Below are 23,415 nucleotides of genomic sequence, written 5' to 3' on the forward strand. Positions count from 1 at the left end.
AAAAAAAACGCCCGATAAAATTCGGGCGCTTTTAGTAAAAATATATTTTTTAGTTTTTCTCAATCCATTTTCTGGCATTAACAAAAGCTTCGTGCCAAGGCGAAACCTCGTCATTTCTGTCTTTTGGATAATGCGCCCAGTTCCATTGGAAAGTCGAACGCTCAATGTGAGGCATCATAACCAAATGTCTTCCGGTTTTATCACACATCATTGCGGTGTTATAATCGGATCCGTTAGGGTTTGCAGGATATCCTTCGTAAGCATATTTAGAAACAATGTTGTAGTTTTCTTCAGCAAGAGGTAATTTAAACTTACCTTCTCCATGAGAAACCCAAACTCCTAAAGTACTTCCAGCCAAAGTCGATAACATAACTGAGTTGTTTTCCTGAACTTTTACTGATGTAAAGATACTTTCGTGTTTCTGGCTTTCGTTATGAAGCATTTTTCCGTGAACTTCATGCTCTGGATTAATCACTTCCAATTCCATAAACAACTGACATCCGTTACAGATTCCAACAGATAAAGTATCTTCTCTTTTAAAGAATTTATCCAAAGCTGTTTTTGCTTTTTCGTTGTATAAGAACGCTCCGGCCCAACCTTTAGCAGAACCTAAAACATCTGAGTTAGAGAATCCACCAACTGCTCCAATAAACTGAATATCTTCAAGAGTTTCACGACCAGAAATTAAATCCGTCATGTGAACGTCTTTTACATCAAAACCTGCTAAGTACATAGCATTTGCCATTTCGCGCTCAGAATTACTTCCTTTTTCACGGATAATCGCTGCTTTTGGTCTTGGTTTAGAGTTGTCGATTTCTGGTTTCTTTCCTGTAAAGTGTGCAGGGAAAGTATAATTTAAAACCTGATTTTTATAGTTTTCGAAACGCGCCTGAGCTCTTCCGTTTTTAGATTGTTTTTGATCTAATAAATAAGAAGTCTCGAACCAAACGTCTCTGTAAGTTGGAATATCCAATTTGTAATCTCCAAATTCCAAAACTGCTGTATTTTGAACAGATCCAATTTTGAAGAATTCGATATTATTAGCTTTCAATTTAGCTTCAACAGCTGCATCAGATTTAGCTTGGAAAACGATTCCGATATTTTCAGCGAAAAGGATTTTCAATAAGTCTTTTTCCGCGAAAGCGCTGAAATCAATTTTAGCTCCAAGATTAACATCAGCAAAACACAATTCTAATAAAGTAGTTATTAAACCACCGCTTCCGATATCGTGACCCGCTAAGATTTGGCTTTCGCCGATTAATTCTTGAATGGTATTAAAAGCATTTTTGAAGAAAGAAGCGTCTTTAATAGTAGATGTTTCGTTTCCAATTGTGTTTCTGATTTGTGCAAAAGAAGAACCTCCTAATTTGAAATCATCCTGAGACAAATTGATATAGTAAATAGAATCTCCGTTTTTCTGTAAAACCGGTTCAACTACTTTTCTAATATCTGTACAGTTTCCTCCAGCCGAAATAATAACCGTTCCCGGCGCGATTACTTCGTCGTTTGGATATTTTTGTTTCATCGAAAGTGAATCTTTTCCTGTCGGAATATTGATTCCCAATTCGATTGCAAATTCTGAACAACCTTCAACAGCAGCGTATAAACGAGCATCTTCACCTTCGTTTTTACAAGCCCACATCCAGTTTGCAGATAATGAAATACCTTTTAAGCCATCTTTAATTGGTGCCCAAACAATGTTTGATAACGATTCTGCAATAGCATTTCTACTTCCTGCAACCGGGTCAATTAAAGCCGAAATAGGAGCGTGGCCAATAGAAGTTGCGATTCCTTCTTTACCTAAATAATCCAGAGCCATAACCCCAACATTGTTCAAAGGCAATTGAAGCGGACCTGCATTTTGCTGTTTAGCTACTTTTCCACCTACACAACGGTCAACTTTATTTGTTAACCAGTCTTTTGAGGCAACAGCTTCTAAACGTAAAACATCTTTTAAGTATGATTCGAAATCTCCTGCGTTGTAAGCAACATCAGCATATTTTCTATCGATAGTTTTATCTGTCATAACCGTTTTTGGAGAGCTTCCGAAGAAATCTTCTAAAGCATAATCCATCGGTTTTGAACCATTTGATTTTGATTCGAATGTAAAACGGTGATCTCCCGTTACATCTCCAACCTGATACATTGGTGAACGCTCTCTGTCGGCAATTCTTTGCAGCGTATCAATATCTTTTTGACCAATAACCAATCCCATTCTTTCCTGAGATTCGTTACCGATAATTTCTTTTGCAGAAAGTGTTGGATCTCCAACTGGTAATTTGTCTAAATCAATTAAACCTCCAGTTTCTTCCACCAATTCAGAAAGACAGTTTAAGTGCCCTCCAGCTCCGTGATCGTGAATAGAAACAATTGGGTTATTGTCGCTTTCTACCAAACCACGAATGGCGTTTGCAGCACGTTTTTGCATTTCTGGGTTTGAACGCTGAATTGCATTTAATTCGATTCCTGAACCAAAAGCTCCAGTATCTGCAGAAGAAACCGCAGCACCACCCATTCCGATTCTATAATTTTCTCCTCCAAGAATTACGATTTTATCGCCTTCTTGTGGTTTCTTTTTAATTGATTGATCCAGTTTTCCGTATCCAATTCCTCCCGCTTGCATGATTACTTTATCGTAACCAATTTTACGGTCGTTTTCTGAATGTTCGAAAGTTAAAACAGAACCTGTAATTAACGGCTGACCAAATTTATTTCCAAAATCAGAAGCTCCGTTTGAAGCTTTGATCAAAATATCCATTGGCGTTTGGTACAACCATTTTCTTTCTTCAACAGCATTTTCCCATTTTCTGTCATCATTTAAACGAGAATATGAAGTCATATAAACTGCTGTTCCAGCCAATGGCAAAGAACCTTGTCCTCCGGCTAAACGGTCACGAATTTCTCCTCCAGAACCTGTTGCAGCTCCGTTGAAAGGCTCAACTGTTGTTGGGAAATTATGTGTTTCGGCTTTTAATGAGATAACCGAATCAAATTCTTTTATTTCGTAAAAATCAGGTTTGTCTGCCGATTTTGGTGCAAATTGCTGTACTTTTGGTCCTTTTACAAAAGCAACGTTGTCTTTGTAAGCAGAAACAATATCGTTAGGATTTTCCTGAGATGTTTTTTTGATTAATTTGAAAAGAGAAGTTTCTTTTTCTTCACCATCAATAACAAAAGTTCCGTTGAAAATTTTGTGACGACAGTGCTCTGAATTCGCTTGTGAGAAAGCAAAAATTTCAGAATCAGTTAATTTTCTTCCTAATTTAGTCGAAAGATTATTTAAATATTCAACTTCTTCTTCGCTTAAAGCTAAACCTTCAACTTTATTGTAAGTTGCAATATCATCAATTTCCAGAATTGGTTCTGGCTGAATGTTGATAGTGAAGATTTCCTGGTCTAATTCGTTGAATTTTTGAAAAAGCATTGGGTCAAAATCATTGAAATCTTCCGTTGCAGGATGAAATTCTTCAATTCTGATAATGCCCGGAACACCCATATTTTGAGTGATTTCTACAGCATTTGTACTCCAAGGTGTGATCATAGTGGCGCGTGGACCAACAAAAAAACCCGTCAATGCGGATTTTTCGATCTTATTAGAGTCGGCAAAAAGCCAGTTTAATTTTGAAATGTCTTGAGCTGAAATTTCGTTTTGCGTTTGTACGGCAAAAACAGTTTTGCTTTGGTTTTCAAAGAAATGGATCATTTGTGTAGTTTGTTGTTTTGAAGGTGCAAATTTAGTGTAAATAAATAGTAAGCGCAAATTTGAAAACCATCTCTTTTAAAAAAAAATAAAGTTGCCTTTTTCTTGCATTTTTTTTACCAAAAAGTCGCAAAATCAAAAGGTTTATGGCTTTCCTGAATTTTATAATTTTATTTAAAAAAAAGGGTTTACATAATCTGTTATATTGCTAAATCTGCGAGAAAAAAATAAAGTTCAAGAAATAAGAAATCAAAATTGCAGCTTGGTATTTTAGCGTTTTATCTGGTATAAGTTTGCAAAATTTACGAAATCTGAAAATGTATAAAAAATAGGCTTTTGAGAATATTCTTTCATGACAATAAAAAAAAGCGGCAAATTGCCGCTTTAAATTTAGTAAGCACTCATTTTTTAATTAGTCGATTATGATTTTTTTACTGAAATTATCAGAACCTTTACTAATGTGAACAATGTAGATACCTTTCGGTAAATTATTTATCGATAATAATGAATCTGCAATATTTGATTTCTCAAATATTCTTTGACCTAATAGTGAAATTATCTCGATAGAATAGGGTGCTTCTGCATTATTAAAATAGATTGTGAAGTTGCCGTCTGATGGATTTGGATAAAGCAGAATTTCGTTTGAAGGAGCAATAATTTCTTCTTTCTCAATTTCAGCTGTCTGCGCCATTTTGCTTGCCAGATTATTGCAGGTATCTGTAGTGTATGAATCCCATTGCGAACTTAAATTGAAAGTCGTACTTGGAGAAGTTACAGTTGATTTTCTTCTCAAGGTAACATCAATTGCAAAATTGGCTGTTCCGCCATTAAAAGTCCCAATGATGTCGATTAAAACTCCATTTTTGAATAATCCTACAGCGTCATTTCCGTTAAAAGTCAATTCTGTTGCTGTTGTTGAAATATTGGCTGCACTTGGAGAAAAACAAGTGGAAGAAATTGAACTATTTACAATTACAAATTTACTTCCTGTAGTTAATGTTCCGCTCAATGCCAAACCAGTACTCCATGCGCCAGCTCCGTTGGTTTGTTTTTTAATTGTATAAGCAGCTAAGCTTACTGAACTTCCGGTATTATTGGCAATTTCTAAAGCTTTGTTGTTTCCAGACCCTTCAATGTATTCAGAGAAAAGCAAATCGGTTGCAGTTCCTGTTCCGCTGCTGTTGGTTGTAACCGAAATAGTATTGCTTGAAGCAGAAGCATTTCCGGCAGCATCTTTAGCTTTTACATAAATAGAATATGCTGTAGAAGCGGTTAAACCTGTAATTGTAGCTGAAACTCCAGAAACAGTAGTTTTTAAAACACTATTTGCATAAACATCATAACCTGTTACAGCTACATTATCTGTAGAAGTGGTCCACGAAAGTGAAATTGAAGTCGCTGTTTTTGAAGTTGAAGCCAAACTTGTTGGTGCAGTTGGTGCCTGAGTATCTCCAGATGGAGTACCACCCCAAATTTGATTGACATATTCCGGATGATCGATATACGGATTTCTATTATTCTGACGTGCATAGATCGCATTGTTTCTGGCAATTTCTCTCGCACTTACAGGATCCTGTGCGTTCCACGCTAAAAGTACATTTAAGAAAGCAGTTGTAAATACTTTATTGCTTGAACCATCAAACATTGCATAAGAATATCCGGCAACTGTATTTTCATAACGAGTTGCAAAATAAAAATACATTCGGGCAATATCACCTTTAAAATCATTGATAGGCTCAAAAACAGTTCCTGAATATCCAGATACAGAACTTGATCCTAATTTTCCACCATTTTGAGAAGTATAAGTGGCAGAACTTACCGTTCCGTGAGGATAATTAGAACGTATTCCGTTTACTTTTCCGTCGGTTGGAGTAATAAAATGAGCATCGGCAACCATTGGAGATTGTTCATTAAAAACAGACTGCGGAATAATATGTTCTCTGTTATAACAATCGCCTTCAACAGAGTAACTTCCGCATCTTTGAGTACTGCCAGTGCTGTAATTGTATGGATCAGTTCCTGATGGATTTTCTGAATACATATCAAGAACGGTTCCGTCGTTTTCATAAAAATTGTCTACGTCAGAGGTTTGATAAGTAGTGTATAAACCTGCATATCCATTATCTGTATGACCCTTAATAATGTTGTATAATTGTGTTTTTAGGGTATAGCCAGTTCCGGTTGCCGTACTGTAATAACCTGTTGGAATTTGGGAAAACCCTATTGCCGTAGATAGCAATAGCAGTAAAAAGTAGTTTTTTTTCATAAGTTATAGTTTAAGATTTGGGTTGTTTTACTTGTTTTAAAAATCTGATTTTTAGAAAGTTAATTCAAGTGTTGTAGCAAATCTACTATTTTTATGAATGCGTTGCGTTAAGCAATGTTTAATTTTAGATATATTTTCTTACGGATGGGTTTTTACTGCCACGAAGGCACTAAACCGCGAAGTTTTATTTTGTTGAAGTTATCTTTTTTATGGCCTTTATATATTCTTTTTCGGCTTTAGAACTTCCGTCATCAGTTATTTCAATATTGTAATCATAAACTTTATTGTTTTTGATTTTATAAAAGGCAGCCCAATTTGTTCCGGAGATTACATGACTTTCAATAATTTTATATTTTGAATTGTAACTAGGATTTTTGATTTCTTCAAATCCAAGTACTCTTTTGAAATTATTAGTTTTTGCATTGTATAAATACAAAGTGTATGTCCAATTACTTCTTACGTCAGAAATATTTTGAACTAAAATATCTTTGATTTTATCATTATTAAAATCTTTGAATTCAATTTCTTGCGCACTACTAAAAATGGAATCTTTTACTAAAACTGAATTTTTACCATTAAGTTTTTGACTAATGATTAGAGTTGAATTTTTTTCATCATCATATCCGTCCTTTTCATTATCAAAATTGATTAGTTTAATTGTAATGCCTTTGTTTTTATAAATGGAATCACATTTGATAATAGTTGTTTTTTGAGCAAATGTATTTAAGAAAACTAGAAGACAAATTATAATTATGCTATTGGTTTTCATAGGATGAAAGGTATTTTTTTTAATCTTTGCGGCTTTGCGAGCAAAATTCACAAAGAACTTAAGTTTTCTTAAATCACTTATATGGTGAATGAAGGTTTCTTTCCAGTTTTACTTCGGAAAATCTTTACTCTGATAAGCGCCCAAGTCTGGCGGAGAAGTTCTTGTAATTCCTAAAATATCCAGCGGAATTATATACGCCTGATTTCCTTTCGCGAAAGCGGCAGAAGTTTTATCAATGTTGAATTTATTCTGTGCAGCATTGTAAAACTTAGGATTCTCATTCAGGATGATATTATTATAATGTTCAGTATCTGTTTTAAATTGATAATTAGGGTTTGTAGATGAACTGCTGAATTTTAATAAACAATTATTTAATTGAAAGACAAATGCTGCATTAGTATTTTTGTCTAAATTGAACTCATTTGTTGCTGAACCATAAATGATACAGTTGTTGAAAGTCGCCTGTGTTAACGGATTTGTTTCAGGAGTTGCTCCCGCAAGAGTATTGCTTAAGTTCACGGCAAATTGTGAATTGCTTTGCCAGTTATTGTTAAAAGTACAATGCGTAAAACTATAGTTACCACCATAAATGCAGGATAAACTAGATAAGCCGGCATAATTTAAAACTAAATTTTCTCCGGTAATTCGTGCATTTTGTGCTAAAATTCCATATTCGACACAATTGTAAACCTGTGAGTTTTTAATTTGTATGGTATTTACAGTGTTTCTAATATCTAAACCAGTAACTGCATTTTTTAAAGTCAGATGATTTATGGAGTGATTGTTACTGCCATTTTCTAAAATAATAGACTTCCATTGTCCGGGAATGTCAGAGTATAGCGTTTCTAAACGATCACCTTCAAAAATAACTTCATTTTCAAGTTTATCAGTTGTCGAAACGGCTCCGTTGATTTGAATAGAGGCTTTGTTGCCAACATATAAACCGGAATTGGTATGAAAACAAACTCTTGAACCAGCCTCAAAAGTTACTGTTTTGTTTTCCGGAACTCCTGCATATCCGTAGATTACATAAGGTTTTTGTTTTGTAAAAATTAACTCGTTTCCGTTTACCGGGTCATTTTCACTCAAATAAAAACCATCAACATCTTTACTATCAATTTTGATTTTTTCTTTTGTCCCGTCAGGATTTTGATTCGGGTATAAGAAAACAGCATCCTGAATCAGAGTAACCAAAGCGACTTCCTGAAGATTAGCGCCGCTGTCAAACTGAATTTCATCGGTGTATAAAAAGTCAGTTGGATTTGCATCTGTAATATCTGCGGTTGTTTCTATAAAAATATACAAGCTGTCTTTTGCCAGAAGTGTAACATTGTTAAAGATCTTTCCGTTATTGCCACTCATTCCGTCAACAGTCATTCGGTATTTTGAATTCAATCCTTTTTTGAACTGAACAGTTGGAATCGAAATATCGTTTTTACTTTTGTTGTACACTTTAAGTTGGTACGTGCTGGAACCTATATTTTTAAAAACGGTATCCAAATAAACAGTGTCTTTTGAGAACTTTAAATCTCCGGAACTGGCAACCGTATCAAAGTCTGTTCTACAAGAACTGAAAACTAAAATTAAACTCAGAATAAAGATTGTAAAGTATTGACGCATTTGAATGTTTTTTTTAGCTACAGATTAAAGGGATTAAAATGATTTTTTTTTCGTCATGAATTCACAAATTTTTTATTCTTTAAATTAGAAAAATTCATGAATTTGTGGCGGAAAAATTCAGTACAAAGTATTTCAAAATCCTTTTAATCTGTGTAATCAGTGGCAAAAAAAGCCAAAGATTAATTTTTGATTGTTTTTGTAAAAATAGCAAAAAACTTACACGTTTGAAGATGATTTTTAATAATAGAAATGTATTTTCGAATTTGTATCTCTTCTTTTCTGTAATTTTACGATTTTAAAGTCCATTTTAATGAATTATACAAAAGAACAGATTTTAGCACACTGCAATGAGTTTTCTAAAAACACGTTGATGGAAACGCTAAAAATAGAATATATCGATGCAGGAGAAGATTTTCTAACTGCAAAAATGCCTGTAAATCCTAGTGTTCATCAACCAATGGGGTTATTGCATGGTGGCGCTTCTGTTGCTTTGGCAGAAAGTGTAGGAAGTGCGGCTTCTTTCTTCTTTATCAATCCAAAAGAGCAGGAGGTGAGAGGAATCGAGATTTCGGCAAATCACCTGAAAAGTATTCGAGAAGGTTATGTTTTTGGAACAGCCAGAATTATTCACAAAGGTAGAAGTCTTCATTTATGGGAGATTAAAATTACTGATGAAGAAGGAAACCTGATTTCGCTTTGTAAATTGACGAATATGGTTTTGGACAGAAAGAAAAGTGAATAAGTTATGAATCCATTTTTCTTAAAAATTAAAAACCATAAAGAACAAAATTTACCTTTTGTACTTTATTCAAAGCCCAATACATCAAATCTTATTGGGATTTTGCAGCAAAATAATACTTTGTACAGCGTTTCTGATTACAGCGAAAAGGGATTTGTTTTTGCTTCTTTTGATGAGAAACAATTAATCCTGATTCCTGAAAATGAATCTGAAATTTTAACTGCCGAAAAAGAAATAACTTCAATCGAGCCAATCGAAATTGATGATTTGAATTTTGATCGTGAAGCCAAATTTCAATTTGAATATTTGGTGGCACAAGGAGTTCAGGCAATTAAAAAGGAAGAATTCAAGAAGGTTGTTTTATCAAGAAGCGAAGAAGTGCCTTTGAATACTTTTGACTTTGTTGAAACTTTTCAGCATTTGGTTCAATTATACCCAGCCACTTTTTGTTATTGCTTTTTTCATCCAAAAATTGGACTTTGGATGGGAGCAACGCCTGAGAAACTTTTAAAAGCCAATGGAAATGTTTTTGAAACGATGGCTTTGGCGGGAACGCAGAAAGATAATTTGCAATCTGAAATTATCTGGCAGCAAAAAGAAAAAGACGAACAGCAATATGTAACTGATTTTATCGTAAAACGACTTAGAGAATTTGCAGCCTCGGTTGTGGTTTCAGAACCTTATAGTTTAAAAGCCGGATCGATCTGGCATATTAAAACCGATATTTCGGGAGTTTTAAAAGAGAATTCGACTTTAGAAGAAGTAATAGATACATTGCATCCAACACCGGCAGTTTGTGGTTTGCCTAAGAAAAAAGCAAAAGCCTTTTTAATAGAAAACGAAAATTACGACAGAACTTTCTATACCGGATTTTTAGGAGAGTTAAACAGTACTTTTGATGGCGGTGATGCAAGTTCTGATTTATTTGTAAATTTACGAAGCATGCAGATTCAGAAAAACAAAGCCATTTTGTATATGGGTTGTGGTATTACAAAAGAAAGTGTCCCGGAAAAAGAATGGGAGGAAAGCGTCAATAAATCTATGACGATGAAAAGAGTTTTGAGAATAGAGAATAGAGAATAGAACAAAGAATAAAGATAAAAGATCAATTTTGATTTTTGACATTGATATTGAAAATTATGAAATTAGACATATTAGCCTTTGGTGCTCACCCTGATGATGTAGAGTTGGGTTGTGCGGGAACCATTTTAAAAGAAGTTTCCCTTGGGAAAAAAGTAGGTATTGTTGATTTGACACGTGGTGAATTAGGAACGCGTGGAACGGCAGAAATCAGAGATCAGGAGGCAAAGGATGCTGCAAAAATTTTAGGTGTTCTTGTTAGAGAAAATTTGGCAATGCGTGACGGATTTTTTGTAAATGATGAAAAACATCAGTTAGAAGTCATAAAAATGATTCGCAAGTACAAACCTGAGATTGTATTATGCAACGCCATTGACGATCGCCATATTGATCATGGAAAAGGAAGTAAATTGGTTTCTGATGCTTGTTTTTTATCCGGGTTAATAAAAATTGAAACTTCGATTGATGGAGTACAACAGGAAGCCTGGAGACCAAAAGTGGTGTATCATTATATTCAGTGGAAAAATATAGTTCCTGATTTTGTTGTAGACATTACAGGATTTGAAAAAAAGAAGGTTGAAGCGATTTCGGCTTATAAAACGCAATTTTATGATCCAAATTCAAGCGAACCTGCTACACCAATTACAAGTAAAAACTTCTTTGAAAGCCTGAATTATCGTGCGCAGGACTTAGGAAGGCTTGTGGGGAAAGATTTTGCTGAAGGATTTACTGTTGAAAGGTGTTTGGCAGTCAATAGTTTAGAAAATTTATTGTAAATTTTTCATTTTTTTCTTTGTAGAACTCAACCTTTGTTCTATATTTGCACTCGCTAAGCAGAAAAATGGTGGTTGTAGCTCAGTTGGTTAGAGTAGCGGTTTGTGGTGCCGCGGGTCGCCGGTTCGAACCCGGTCAGCCACCCAGTTTTAAAGCCTTGAAGAAATTCAAGGCTTTTTTTATTTTCAGTCGGAAACAAATCCCAATATTTAAAAATCCAAATTCCAAATTCTTATTGAGTTGGAATTTGGATTTTTTTTTGAACTATAATAGATTTATGTAAGGTCATTTTAGGTTAAGCTTGAAAATGCTGTAACTAATAAGTTTAAAGAATCTCAATATTTCTTATATCTCAAATTTTATCGGATTTCAGATATAACCTCTGGTTTTAACTTTGGGGATGCTCGAGATGTGTATTGTGATATACATTGCGCTCCAGTGGTTGAAACCACTGGTTATGTTTTTTGATAGATTAAAATTCCATGCATCTCAAATTTATGATATTTAATATAGCCCCCGGTTTCAACCGTGGGGACGCTTGGATGCGTATTGTGATATCTTTACGAGGGGTTGAGAATTGGAACCTATATTGCTTATATCATTTATAATTGATTTTGCGTTGAAATAATTACAACGAAATCTAAAATGACCTTACATAACTTATCTGGCTCAAAAGAAAGCATAAAAAAAGCACAACAGTAAAGTTGTGCTTTTAATGGTTATTATATTTGGTTTATGTATTATCGAATTTCCTCAAAGGTCGTGCCCTGTTTAATATCGCCTGTTTTAAGGCCTTTTTTAAACCAATACATTCTTTGTTCTGATGTGCCATGAGTAAAAGAATCCGGAATTACCTGACCTTGCATTTTACTTTGAATAGCATCGTCGCCAACTGCGTTTGCAGCGCTTAATGCTTCTTCAACATCGTCAAGATCTAAATTTTCCTGATTGTAATGCGTCCAGACTCCGGCATAAAAATCAGCCTGCAGTTCTAGTGCAACAGAAAGTTTATTAGCCTGAGCTTCACTTTTGCCTTCTTGGGCCTGACGCATTTTGGCAGAAGTTCCTAATAAGGTTTGTATGTGATGGCCTATTTCATGTGCTATAACGTAAGCAATTGCAAAATCACCACCCTTGGCTCCAAATTTAGTTTTTAGCTCTTCAAAGAAGCCTAAATCCATGTATACTTTTTGATCGCCCGGGCAATAAAATGGTCCGGAAGCAGATGATGCACCGCCACAAGCTGTATTTACAGAACCTCTAAAAAGAACCAATTTTGGTTTTTTGTAAGTCATGCCATTCTCTTCAAAAATTTTACTCCAGATGTCTTCATTATCGGCCAGAACAACTCGAACAAAATTCCCCATTTCTTCATCTTCCTTGCTTAATGGTGCTGCGGCTTCGGTTTGTTGGTTTTGTCCACCTTGCATTTGTTCTAAAACTGGTGCTATTTGCTGACCTGTTTCGCCGCCAAATATGTTTAACAGTAAAATTATAATACCAATAATTCCACCTCCTACGGCAACCTTTCCGCCAGAAATTGATCTACGGTCTTCCACATTGTCACTTTGTCTTCTGCCTTGCCATTTCATAGTAAATTGAATTTTAACTTATTGTATTTTATTTAATACGAATTTATATATTTTTTAGGAATTTTGGCTTTTTTAAGATAATTTGTTTTCAACTATTTGAGCCATTTGCGCAAAGCTTCTTCTACAGTGCCCCGAATAATCGGTTTTGAAATATAGTCGTTCATTCCGGAAGCAAGACATTTGTTTCTTTCTTCTTTTTCGGCACCGGCAGTTACGGCTATAATCGGAATAGTTTTTCCAATTTTAGTTACTCTAATTGCTTTTGTGGCTTCATACCCATTCATAATTGGCATTTGAATATCCATGAATATTAGATTCGGATTAATGGCTTCTATTTGTTTAACGGCTTCATAACCATTTTCGCATTCAAAAATGATAGAATTAATGTTTAAGTTTTTTATGATTGTTTTTAATAAAAGCATGTTTACTTTGTTGTCTTCTACAATCAGTATGACTACTTTTTTCTGATTAGAATTATAACTTAAAGCATATTCGGGATTGCCCCTGTTTATGATTTCTCTGAATTTTTCATTGATGGTTTCATGGCTAATTCTTAGATTCAGATCAAAATAAAAAGTACTTCCCTGATTGATTTTACTTTTTAATTGTAAGCGGCTTTCCATTAAAGCAAGCAATTGGTTCGAAATGGTTAATCCTAAACCTGTTCCTCCAAATTTTCTCGTTGTAGAGCTATCTTCCTGAGAAAAGGCTTTAAAAATTTTCTTTTGGTTTTTCTCTAAAATTCCAATTCCGGTGTCAACAACTGAAAAACGGATAATATAGTTATCATCTGATTTGTTTTCAATAGTAGTAACATTAAGTTTTATCGAGCCTTCATTGGTGAATTTTACAGCATTTGATAAAAGATTAATCAGGATTTGTTTTAAACGAACAATGTCTGTCCAGATGTATTTAGGCACATTTGGATCTATGTTTAATTCCAGTTGAAGATTTTTTTGATTGGATTCGTAAATAATCAAATCAAATATCTGTCCCAGTATTTTTTGCAGATCGTATAAGTCAATAAAAAGCTCCAGTTTTCCAGCTTCAATTTTAGAAAAATCCAGGATATCATTGATGATTTCAAGAAGCGAGTGAGCTGATTGATTAATTGTTGTCATGTACTTTTCCTGAATTTCTTCAAGATTAGTTTTCATTAACAAATGTGTAAATCCGATAATTCCGTTTAATGGAGTACGAATTTCATGCGACATATTGGCAAGGAAATCTGACTTTGATTTGTTTGCGGCTTCGGCAAGTTCTTTTGCTTTAATGGCATCTTCACTTTCCTTGATTTTTGCCTGATTCCGATTTCGGTCTAAAGCCGAAGAGATGTTATTGGCTAATGTCTGATAGATATTTATTTCGTCATCTGTCCATTTTCTTTCTCTGGTACAGTCGTCAAAACCAATAAATCCGGAAAATATATTATTGGTATATAACGGAAGAATTAGTATTGATTTAATATCATTTGCAACTAATAATTTTTTAAAAAAAGTATCCTCAAGATTTTTAGTAAGTGTTTTTAGAATTTTTTTGCTTTGTGAGTGAAGTGTAATCTCTTTTAAATCTTCTTCAGAAAAACGCTGTAATTCTGTTATCTGATGTTTTACACCTTCTCTCGACCATTTGTGTTTTTGACTGATTAGATTTGTTTCAAGATCTTTTTCATAATAAAAAATGTGATCTACTTTTGAAGCCTTCCCAACAATATCGTAGGTTTCCTGAAACATTTTTTCCGGACTCTGGCTCAATAAAAACTTTTCTGTACAAAGTGCCAATGCCGAAAGCAGTTCACTTTTAAGTTCAAGTTTTCTTTCAGCTTTTAAGCGCATTTGTGAGGATATTGCCAACGAAATTACGTCGGCGATAGTTTTGGCGTAATTAATATCTTCGTTGTCCCATTCTCTTTTTTCTCCTGTACTTTCAAGACAGACCACACCGGCAAGTTGTCCGTTTAGAAAAATAGGAACATCAAGCATCGATTTAATTTTGTTTTTGGTAAAATAAACTTCCTGAAATTCTGAGGTTTCCAGTTTATCAAAAACATCTGGAGCGTTAATTATTGCTTTGCTTTTTAGCGTTTCAAAATAGATCGGATAAGCTTCTTTATCCAGAATGCTTTTTTCTTCTAATGTATGATTATCTCTGCTAAAAAGGTTTTTGCAAGCTATAATATCGTTTGAAAATTTCCAGAAACTTAGCCGGTTTACTTTTGAAACAATTGCAGCTTCTTCAATTATAAAATCAATAACAGTCTGAAGATTATCAAAATCCCTAAAATCGGTTGTAGAGAGTTTTTTAGTTGAGCTATTATAAGCTTCAATTTTCTCTAAACGCCTTTTCTTTTCATTTTCGATATTTTTTATTCTTGTAATATCCCGGGCAATTCCGGCGAAACCTGTTGTTTCACCTAAATCATTTTTACGGATAATTACTTTCTGGGAAATCCATAACTCTTCTCCGTTTTTCTTTAAAACCGGAATTTCAATTGTTGGATAATGTCCCACGTTTTGTTCGAGATTTTCATAAAAATCTACGGCATTTCTAATATAATCATCATGAATAAAATTAGAATAATGCTTTCGGAGAATTTCATTATCAGAATAGCCTAAGATTGCGTAACCAAATTCATTTATAAAAGTAAAATGGCCTTCATTGCTTATTTCAAATATAATATCTGTTGCGGTCTGAATTAGATTTTTATATTGATCCTGAACAATAATTTGCTCCGTAACATCCTGACCAATGCTGATGATTAATTTATCAGAGAATTTTTTATCCTTCCATTGTATGTATTTATATTCTCCTTTTTTATTTTTTAATTTTCGGATGTATAACCTATTGTCAATATAATTATCGCAATAATTCTCTCTGCTAAATTCAGAATCTTCGGTAAGCCTCCAAAATTCCATTCCCATCATTTCGTCCGGATTATAGCCTAAAATAGAAACGACAGTTTCGCTGCAAAAAAGCAAATGTCCGTTTTCATTTGTAGCGATAGTCAGCGAGTTACCTTTGTGTACAATTTCATTAGTAAACCTGAAATTGTCTCTGTTATGCAGTAAAACGGCATATTTTACCTGATTAATAACAAAGATTAAAATGCAATAGTTAATTAATAAAACAGATGATTTTAATGGGATTAGTTTAAAAACAATGGTAATAATCAGGAAAGTAAAAGTAAGTGCTACAAAAGTCCAGTATACTTTTATGGGTTTTAGAATACTGTAAGAAAAGAAAAATGAAACTAAAAAGGTGATTATTGGGATAACATCATTTGGAAGATATATGATATTATGAATAACATATAATGTGTATATGAAAAAACCAATTATAAAATTCTTTTGAATAGTTTCACTCAGAAATTTGATTTTATCAGTCAGCAGGTAAATAAATAAGACAAAAAAACCTATTGAGACGTTTACGGTTAATAAACTGGCGGGTCTGATTTTGAAAATTTCATTAATGATTTCGATTAAGATAATCGCAATTCCAAAGAATAAAACATAGAGTTTGTACTCTTTATTTATAGTGTCATTTTCTCGCTTCTTTTCGATAAAATTTCCAATTCTTGTTTTTATTTTAAAGAACTGATAAATTAAAATACTTAGAAAACTAAATAATGATAATCCTAATATGATGAGTTTAGGATTGTTGTAAAAAATGATATCAGGTGTAAGAACATACCAGGTTGTAATAATAGATTTCAGGGTATCGCCAAAGGTAGCAATGCCTGAAATCAAAGAATTATAAAAACTATAGCTTTCTACCATAGATTTTGGGGTATGTGTGGTTTAGTAAATAGCATTTTTTTTGAAAATCCTAAAAAGAGTAGGTTAAGCTCTTTTCTTAGTTTTGAATTTTCGGTTTATTACATGTCGTCCCATCTGCCAATTGAGTCAATTGAGTCTTCCTTTTCCTCAACAGTAAAAATGGCAAAATAGGTGGCATATGTCATTGATGTATTAAAAACAAGTGTAAAAAGTATTCCAACACAACAAGCAAAAAAGCCCACTGCCGACCCTATAAATCCAATTAGAAATACTAAAAAGATCATTATCGGATTTCTTGCCACAACTATAATACTTGATTTAATAGCATCAATAGCTTTTAAATTTCCGAAAATGATTAATGGAATTGACAGGTAAGTAAAAAAGTTAATACAAGCTGAAATCGCAGGTCCGAAAAAGATAAATCCGATAGTTTCAAGAGCGTTTGAAATAGCTGTACTTACTGCGGCTATAATTAAGGTAGCTGTAAATAATTGGGCAAAATAAGGTGCTTTGTAGTAGGTAAAAATAGTCGAAACATTGAATTCTTCATCTTTATCTGCACAATCTGCCATTTTTAGAAATCCGGCTCCAAATGGCGCTAATAGAGCTGTTACAAAAGAAACTCCAACTGTAGAGATTAGCATTTGAGCATAAGACAGTTTTTGATTTTCAAGACTCTCAAAAAACTCTTTTGATATGCTTTCGGCACCATATACAGCGGCTATAATTCCAACAATTGCAATTCCGAAAACGAATGAAAAAACAAGTATAATTAAAGCTGAATAAAGTGATATTTTTTTGAAGTTTTCGAAAGCGTGATTGAAAACAGCTGAAAAATCAAGGGTATAGCCATTATTTTTAATGTCTTCGATTTGGTCAAGAGTAGATTTCATTTTTTTTCGTAGAATTGTTTTATATTCTTGTGATTTTAGCGTAATACTTTTGACGTAAATATAATATTTTTTATCAATCCAGTATTAAAATCTATAAAACATTACGAAATTGTTTTTTCTGTTTATAACCAGTCTAATAAACGCTTTAGTGAGGTTAATTTATCTTTGTAAGGAGCATATCGCATAGGCAAATCTAGCCAGTTTGCTTTTTTTACAATAGCTTTGTGATGAGAGAATATATCAAAACTTAACTGACCATGATAAGCACCGATTCCACTATGGCCGACTCCGCCAAAAGGCAATCGTTTATTGGAGAAATGAACCACAGTATCATTGATACAGCCCCCTCCAAAAGAGTAGGTGGCAATTAGTTTTTTTGCAAATGCATCATTTTCACTAAAAATATAGAAAGCAAGAGGTTTTTCATATCGGCTTACTACATTTTCTATCTCAGTTTCGGTTTCGTAAGTTAAAATAGGAAGGATAGGACCAAAAATTTCTTCTTTCATCACGGCGCTGTCTAAGTCCGGATCTTCAATTAATGTAGGAGAGATATAGAGATTGGCTGCATTTGTTTCTCCACCAAAAATTACCTTTTCGCGTTCGATCATACTATCCAGGCGAAGCCAGTTTTTGGTATTTATAATGCGGGCTAAATCCGGAGATTTATCTATTTTTTTACCATATGCTTTTATGATTTCTTCAATTAAAAATTTGATGAAATTTACTTTCATGTTTTTTTGAACCAATATATAGTCAGGAGCAATACAGGTTTGTCCGGCATTCATAAATTTTCCCCAGACAATGCGTTTGGCAGCCAATTTTAAGTTGGCAGTCTCATCTATTATACAAGGATTTTTTCCGCCTAATTCTAAGGTAACCGGAGTTAGATTTTCTGCTGCAGCTTTGGCGACAATTTTGCCCACAGATACGCTTCCGGTAAAGAAAATATAATCCCAGCGTTTTGCCAGTAATTTATTTGAAACTTCGATTCCGCCTTCAAAAACTTCGACATGATTAATGTGAAATGTTTTTTCGATGATTTTGGCAATAATAGCCGAAGTATGCGGAGTAAGTTCTGAAGGTTTTAAAACCACTCTGTTTCCTGCTGCAACTGCAGAAATTAATGGACACAAAGCCAGTTGAAATGGATAATTCCATGGCGCGATAACCAGTACCTTTCCGTATGGCTCTTTATAAATATAATCTGTAGATGGAAAATTAAGTAACGATGGGAAAATATTTTTTGGTTTTGCCCATGCACGAAGGTTTTTTATAGTGTCTTTTAATTCTGAAATGACATAATTTGTTTCGGTCAAAACAGCTTCAAATTCAGGCTTTTTAAAGTCATCGTACAGCGCTTTTACAATTAAATCCTCGCTTTTTTGAATGTTATACAACAATTTTTTAAGCGTTTCTTTTCTGTATCCGATGTCGTTTTTGTAGTCCATTTTATGATAAGCTTGTTTTTTTCTCTATGCAAGTTAATCGATAAAATTTAAAAAATTAACAATTAAATCATAAAAATCAAACCGCGTTCCAAATTGTTTCGTCAGGTGTTGGGGCTATGATTGTTATGTTTTCTTTAGAAACCGGATGAACAAAAACAAGTTTCCTGGCATGAAGGTGAATACCACCGTCCGGATTGCTTCGGTCAGCACCATATTTTAAATCACCTTTAATAGGAGAACCTATTGCAGATAATTGTGCTCTAATTTGATGATGACGCCCTGTGTGAAGATTGATTTCAAGCGCTGTATAATTTTGAAGTTCTTTGATTATTTTGTAATCAAGACTCGCCAGTTTACTATCCGGAACTTCTTTTAAATGCGCTTTTGAAGTATTGTTTTTTTCGTTTCTCTTTAAAAAATGAACCAATTTGGCAGTTGCTTCCAGAGGTTTATTTTTAACCACTGCCCAATACGTTTTTTTTGTTTCACGGTTACTGAACAATTCGTTCATTCGTGCTAATGCTTTGCTTGTTCGGGCAAAAACAACAATTCCGGTTGTTGGTCTGTCAAGACGATGAATTACACCCAAAAATACATCACCGGGTTTATTGTATTTTACTTTTATATATTCTTTTACAACATCAGATAAAGGTTTATCTCCTGTTTTATCACCTTGAACAATATCACCTACGCGCTTATTAACCACAATAATGTGATTGTCTTCATGTAATACCTGGAGATTGTTTTTGTCTGAAATGATTTTCATTTGAAAATATGAAATTTTAGTGTAATAATTTGGCTAAAGCCTTGAAACAGGTTAAAAAATATACCTCCAGCTAAAGCTGGAGGCAATTATTTTTTGAATTTTAAAAAGCCTTTGAACCTTTGTTCCTAAAAAAGAAACCTTTGTCACTTTGCCCCTTTGTACCTCAGAACCTTAGTAACTTAGAATCTTAAAAACTTAGTATTGTTCATTTGAATTAGGGAAATCACTAGATTTCACATCCGCTGCATATTGACCAATTGCTTTTGTCATTTCTTCGTATAGGTTTAAGTAACGACGTAAGAAACGCGGGCTGAATTCATTATTCATTCCCAACATGTCATGAATAACCAAAACCTGTCCATCAACACCACCACCGGCACCAATTCCGATAACAGGAATAGAAATACTATCAGCAACTTTTTTGGCTAAATCAGCAGGGATTTTTTCAAGAACGATAGCAAAACAGCCAATTTTTTCCAATAATTTAGCATCCTCGATTAGTTTTTCAGCTTCTTCATCTTCTTTAGCGCGTACACTGTAAGTTCCGAATTTATAAATAGACTGAGGAGTTAAACCCAAATGTCCCATAACCGGGATTCCTGCGTTTAATATTTTTTTGATGGATTCTTTAATTTCTTTTCCACCCTCTAATTTCACAGCATGCCCGCCACTTTCTTTCATTATTCTGATAGAAGAACGTAAAGCTTCTTTAGGATCTGACTGATAACTTCCAAATGGTAAATCTACAACCACCAAAGCTCTCTCGACAGCGCGAACTACAGATGAAGCATGGTAAATCATTTGATCTAAAGTAATAGGTAAGGTCGTTTCGTGACCTGCCATTACATTTGAAGCCGAATCTCCAACTAAAATAACATCAACACCTGCAGTATCAACGATTTTTGCCATTGTATAATCATATGCTGTAAGCATAGAGATTTTCTCTCCATTGCTTTTCATTTCAATCAATGATTTGGTTGTGATTCTTTTATAATCTTTTTTTGCTACTGACATTTTAATTTTTTTTTGATGATGTAAAAGTATTGAATAATTGTAACTTGAGAATCAGCAATAAAAGAATATTTCGACAGAATAAAGTTTTCCATCTTTAAATTGTATTCTAAATTGACTTTCTTCCATTATGATAGAATAATTATGTGGTGATTTCAACGAAGCTTCGATATAGGTTCCATATTTTTCAATGAAAGCTTTTTCGGACGTAGAATTATCTAAAAAGTCATTTGTATTTAATATGAATTTATAATTTGGACTCACATAAACTTTAATAACTTCAGCCTTATTTTTCTCTTCATCTACAGAAATCTCTAAATTAGGATAGTAATAAAATAAATCGCTTAAATATAGACCGCACTCATCACTTATTTTTACTTTTCTATCCGGATCTCCGTAAAATTTCAATAATTGCTTTTGAGTAAAATACGGCATTGGTGTATCTGTCTTGATATCGCCCAATAGGAATCCAATTTTTTTAGTAAAAGCGATAATCTGTTCCGGTAATTTATGTTTTGCTAAGCCTTTGGCAAGAGCCATATTCATTTCGGTTTCAGCGATTAATTTTGGATCGTTAATCTGTTTAACTACTTCATAATATCTTTGATACGCCGGTTCTAATTTAGAATATTCGCTGTTCCATGCCAGTTCTACGATTCTTTCGCTGACTGTTTTACGTTCTGAAACCGCATTTACATCAAGTTTATCGAAATCTTTTAGTAAAGTATCAAAATCGGGTCTTGTGCCAATAAATTTACGTAAAGTATATTGTGCATACTCTTCGGTAAAATTACCATTGATATTAACCCATTCCTCTTGATTTACGGGGAGATAATTGACAGCAACCGGATCTCCGGTAAATAAAACTTCTTTGATTTTTGAGTTTCTGTCGGGCAATGCTCTGGCTTTTAAGCCTGCAACCAAAACAAAAAGATGATTACCTCCATAATAAGCGTCGCCACCTTCTAAAATAGGATTTTCCGGATCTTTTGTTTTAATATCTTTTGCGTTTAATCGGGTCGCAATGAATTTTTCGGGAACAAATCCTTCATTAAAATTATCAGCCTGCACTTTATACCAGCCGTTTTGATTTTGTGATATTAAACGAACTTCGGCTCCATATTTAAAATAGCCTAAAAAAGAAGCTGAAGTTTTTGGTTCTGTATATAGTCTTGTATCTGAATTAAGAAAACAACGTTCTTGTGAATGCAATAAAATAGAGCAAAATAATGCAAGTATGAAATAGAATTTTTTCATGAAGTGTTTTGTTTTTGCCACGAATTTCACGAATTACCCTAATTTTTATTGAAGTGCGTAAAAACAATTAGTGTAATTCGTGAAATTCGTGGCAGCCTATTTTTAGCAATCGGCCATGTTTACCGCAACGGCAAGTCCGCCTTCTGAGGTTTCTTTGTATTTAGAATTCATGTCTTTTGCCGTTTGCCACATGGTATTAATTACTTTATCCAATGGCACTTTTGCATTTTTAGAATCGGTTTCTAAAGCTAATTCCGCAGCATTTATCGCTTTTATGGCACCCATTGTATTTCTTTCAATACACGGAATCTGAACCAAACCACCAATAGGGTCACAGGTTAGACCTAAATGATGTTCCATAGCAATTTCGGCAGCCATCAGAACCTGAGCAGGACTTCCGCCCATTAATTCACAAAGTGCTGCTGCAGCCATTGATGACGAAACACCAATTTCGGCCTGACAGCCTCCCATTGCAGCAGAAATTGTAGATCCTTTTTTGAAAATACTTCCAATTTCTCCGGCAACCATCAGGAATTGTTTGATTTCTTTTTCGCCTGCATTATGATTTTCAATTACCAGATAATACATTAAAACTGCCGGAATTACACCAGCACTTCCGTTTGTCGGAGCTGTAACTACACGCCCTAATGAGGCGTTTACTTCATTTACAGCCAATGCAAAACAGCTAACCCATTTCAGGATTTGGCGAAATTTAACCTCCGTTTTTCTGATTTCTTCCAGCCAGGATTGCGGATCATTATAATTGGATAATCCGATAAGATTCTGGTGCATATCAAAAGCTCTTCTGCGCACATGCAAACCGCCCGGAAGAATCCCTTCTGAGTGGCAGCCAATGTACATACATTCAAGCATTGTATTCCAGATGCGCATAAGTTCTGAATGAATTTCTTCTTCAGAACGCATTGATTTTTCGTTTTCGTAAACAATCTCAGAAATAGATTTGTTTTCGGAAACGGTATAATTTAAAAGTTCAACTGCATTTTGAATAGGGAACGGAAAAGCACATTTAATCACCTCTTTGATTTTTGCATTTTCGCGTTCTTCTTTCACAACAAAACCACCACCAATAGAGTAGAAAGTAGATTCATACTCAGAATCATCATTTTTGTAAGCCGTGAATTTTAATCCGTTGGCATGAAAAGGAAGGAAATCTTTGTTGAAAACAATGTCTTGTAAAAAGTAAAAAGGAACTTTATATTCATTGGCAAGATTGATCTCGTGTGTGTCTTCTATATTTTTGATAATGCCGGCAATATTTTCGACCGGAATATATTCAGGATCCTGACCGCTTAAGCCCAACATAACAGATAAATCTGTTGCGTGGCCTTTACCAGTTAAGGAAAGAGAACCGTACAAATCGACTTTTACTCTTTTTACCTGATCTAAAATAGCTTCACTTTTCAGCTCTTCCAAAAAGCGTTCTGCGGCTCTCCAAGGCCCCAAAGTGTGTGAGCTTGAGGGCCCAACACCAATTTTTAGCATATCAAAAACAGAGATACATTCTTCCATTGTTTCAATTATTGTTCAATTTTTATACAGACAAAGATAATTGAATAATGCAATGATGAATAAAATTTGATTGTTAATGTTGAGCTTTTGTTAAAAAAGGTATTAAATTTTAATAATTCGGCAATGAAATAAATTTAAATCTTTAATATAGTGTTTTCGTAGAAAGTTAGCCTTTTTTCGGTATTTTTGTA

At 34.0% G+C, this 23,415-nt stretch carries 15 protein-coding genes and 1 tRNA gene; 4 read left to right on the forward strand and 12 right to left on the reverse strand.

Translation table 11 applies throughout. The annotated features are described in order from the left end of the window. Positions 1–49 precede the first annotated feature (49 nt). From purL to OLM51_RS09255, 4 genes are all read right to left on the reverse strand, one after another. Positions 50–3,703, reverse strand: coding sequence for a phosphoribosylformylglycinamidine synthase (purL, locus tag OLM51_RS09240; RefSeq protein ID WP_264554029.1), 3,654 nt, complete (start codon positions 3,701–3,703; stop codon positions 50–52). Between the two features lie 409 nt (positions 3,704–4,112). After that, positions 4,113–5,966, reverse strand: a complete 1,854-nt coding sequence (locus tag OLM51_RS09245; RefSeq protein ID WP_264554030.1) for an endonuclease — start codon at positions 5,964–5,966, stop codon at positions 4,113–4,115. Between the two features lie 184 nt (positions 5,967–6,150). Further along, positions 6,151–6,735 (reverse strand): XAC2610-related protein, encoded by a 585-nt coding sequence (locus OLM51_RS09250; protein ID WP_264554031.1) that lies wholly within the window; start codon positions 6,733–6,735, stop codon positions 6,151–6,153. Between the two features lie 108 nt (positions 6,736–6,843). Beyond that, on the reverse strand, positions 6,844–8,355 hold the full coding sequence (locus OLM51_RS09255) for a hypothetical protein (RefSeq protein WP_264554032.1): 1,512 nt from the start codon (positions 8,353–8,355) through the stop codon (positions 6,844–6,846). A gap of 310 nt (positions 8,356–8,665) precedes the next feature. On the opposite strand from OLM51_RS09255, the gene OLM51_RS09260 reads away from it, so the two are divergent. The 4 genes from OLM51_RS09260 (at position 8,666) to OLM51_RS09275 (ending at position 11,092) form a co-directional block, all read left to right on the forward strand. After that, complete coding sequence (locus OLM51_RS09260; RefSeq protein ID WP_264554033.1) at positions 8,666–9,097, forward strand: PaaI family thioesterase; 432 nt, start codon at positions 8,666–8,668, stop codon at positions 9,095–9,097. Between the two features lie 3 nt (positions 9,098–9,100). Continuing rightward, positions 9,101–10,177 carry a chorismate-binding protein gene (locus tag OLM51_RS09265; protein WP_264554034.1) on the forward strand — a complete coding sequence of 359 codons (1,077 nt, stop codon included), beginning with the start codon at positions 9,101–9,103 and terminating at the stop codon, positions 10,175–10,177. Positions 10,178–10,233: 56 nt separating this feature from the next. Beyond that, entirely contained in the window at positions 10,234–10,950 is a 717-nt protein-coding gene (gene bshB1, locus OLM51_RS09270; RefSeq protein WP_264554035.1) for a bacillithiol biosynthesis deacetylase BshB1, read from the forward strand. A 68-nt stretch (positions 10,951–11,018) separates the two neighbouring features. After that, positions 11,019–11,092, forward strand: a tRNA-His gene (locus tag OLM51_RS09275). A 596-nt stretch (positions 11,093–11,688) separates the two neighbouring features. Here the strand turns inward: OLM51_RS09275 and OLM51_RS09280 are convergent. From OLM51_RS09280 to OLM51_RS09315, 8 genes are all read right to left on the reverse strand, one after another. Further along, on the reverse strand, positions 11,689–12,540 hold the full coding sequence (locus OLM51_RS09280; protein ID WP_264554036.1) for a neutral zinc metallopeptidase: 852 nt from the start codon (positions 12,538–12,540) through the stop codon (positions 11,689–11,691). 92 nt (positions 12,541–12,632) lie between these two features. Then, entirely contained in the window at positions 12,633–16,316 is a 3,684-nt protein-coding gene (locus tag OLM51_RS09285) for a response regulator (protein ID WP_264554037.1), read from the reverse strand. Positions 16,317–16,414: 98 nt separating this feature from the next. After that, on the reverse strand, positions 16,415–17,209 hold the full coding sequence (locus OLM51_RS09290; protein WP_264554038.1) for a hypothetical protein: 795 nt from the start codon (positions 17,207–17,209) through the stop codon (positions 16,415–16,417). Positions 17,210–17,331: 122 nt separating this feature from the next. Then, a complete protein-coding gene (locus OLM51_RS09295) occupies positions 17,332–18,660 on the reverse strand; it encodes an aldehyde dehydrogenase (protein ID WP_264554039.1) in 1,329 nt (442 codons plus the stop codon). Positions 18,661–18,736: 76 nt separating this feature from the next. Next, positions 18,737–19,426, reverse strand: a complete 690-nt coding sequence (locus tag OLM51_RS09300) for an RluA family pseudouridine synthase (RefSeq protein ID WP_264554040.1) — start codon at positions 19,424–19,426, stop codon at positions 18,737–18,739. Positions 19,427–19,621: 195 nt separating this feature from the next. Next, entirely contained in the window at positions 19,622–20,440 is an 819-nt protein-coding gene (panB, locus tag OLM51_RS09305; RefSeq protein ID WP_264554041.1) for a 3-methyl-2-oxobutanoate hydroxymethyltransferase, read from the reverse strand. 51 nt (positions 20,441–20,491) lie between these two features. Beyond that, positions 20,492–21,694: an SH3 domain-containing protein gene (locus tag OLM51_RS09310; RefSeq protein WP_264554042.1), complete on the reverse strand. Its 1,203-nt coding sequence runs from the start codon at positions 21,692–21,694 to the stop codon at positions 20,492–20,494. 102 nt (positions 21,695–21,796) lie between these two features. Then, positions 21,797–23,224 carry an L-serine ammonia-lyase gene (locus tag OLM51_RS09315; RefSeq protein ID WP_264554043.1) on the reverse strand — a complete coding sequence of 476 codons (1,428 nt, stop codon included), beginning with the start codon at positions 23,222–23,224 and terminating at the stop codon, positions 21,797–21,799. Positions 23,225–23,415 lie beyond the last annotated feature (191 nt).

This window comes from Flavobacterium sp. N2038, from assembly GCF_025947185.1.
In the GTDB taxonomy this organism is placed as follows: Bacteria; Bacteroidota; Bacteroidia; order Flavobacteriales; family Flavobacteriaceae; genus Flavobacterium.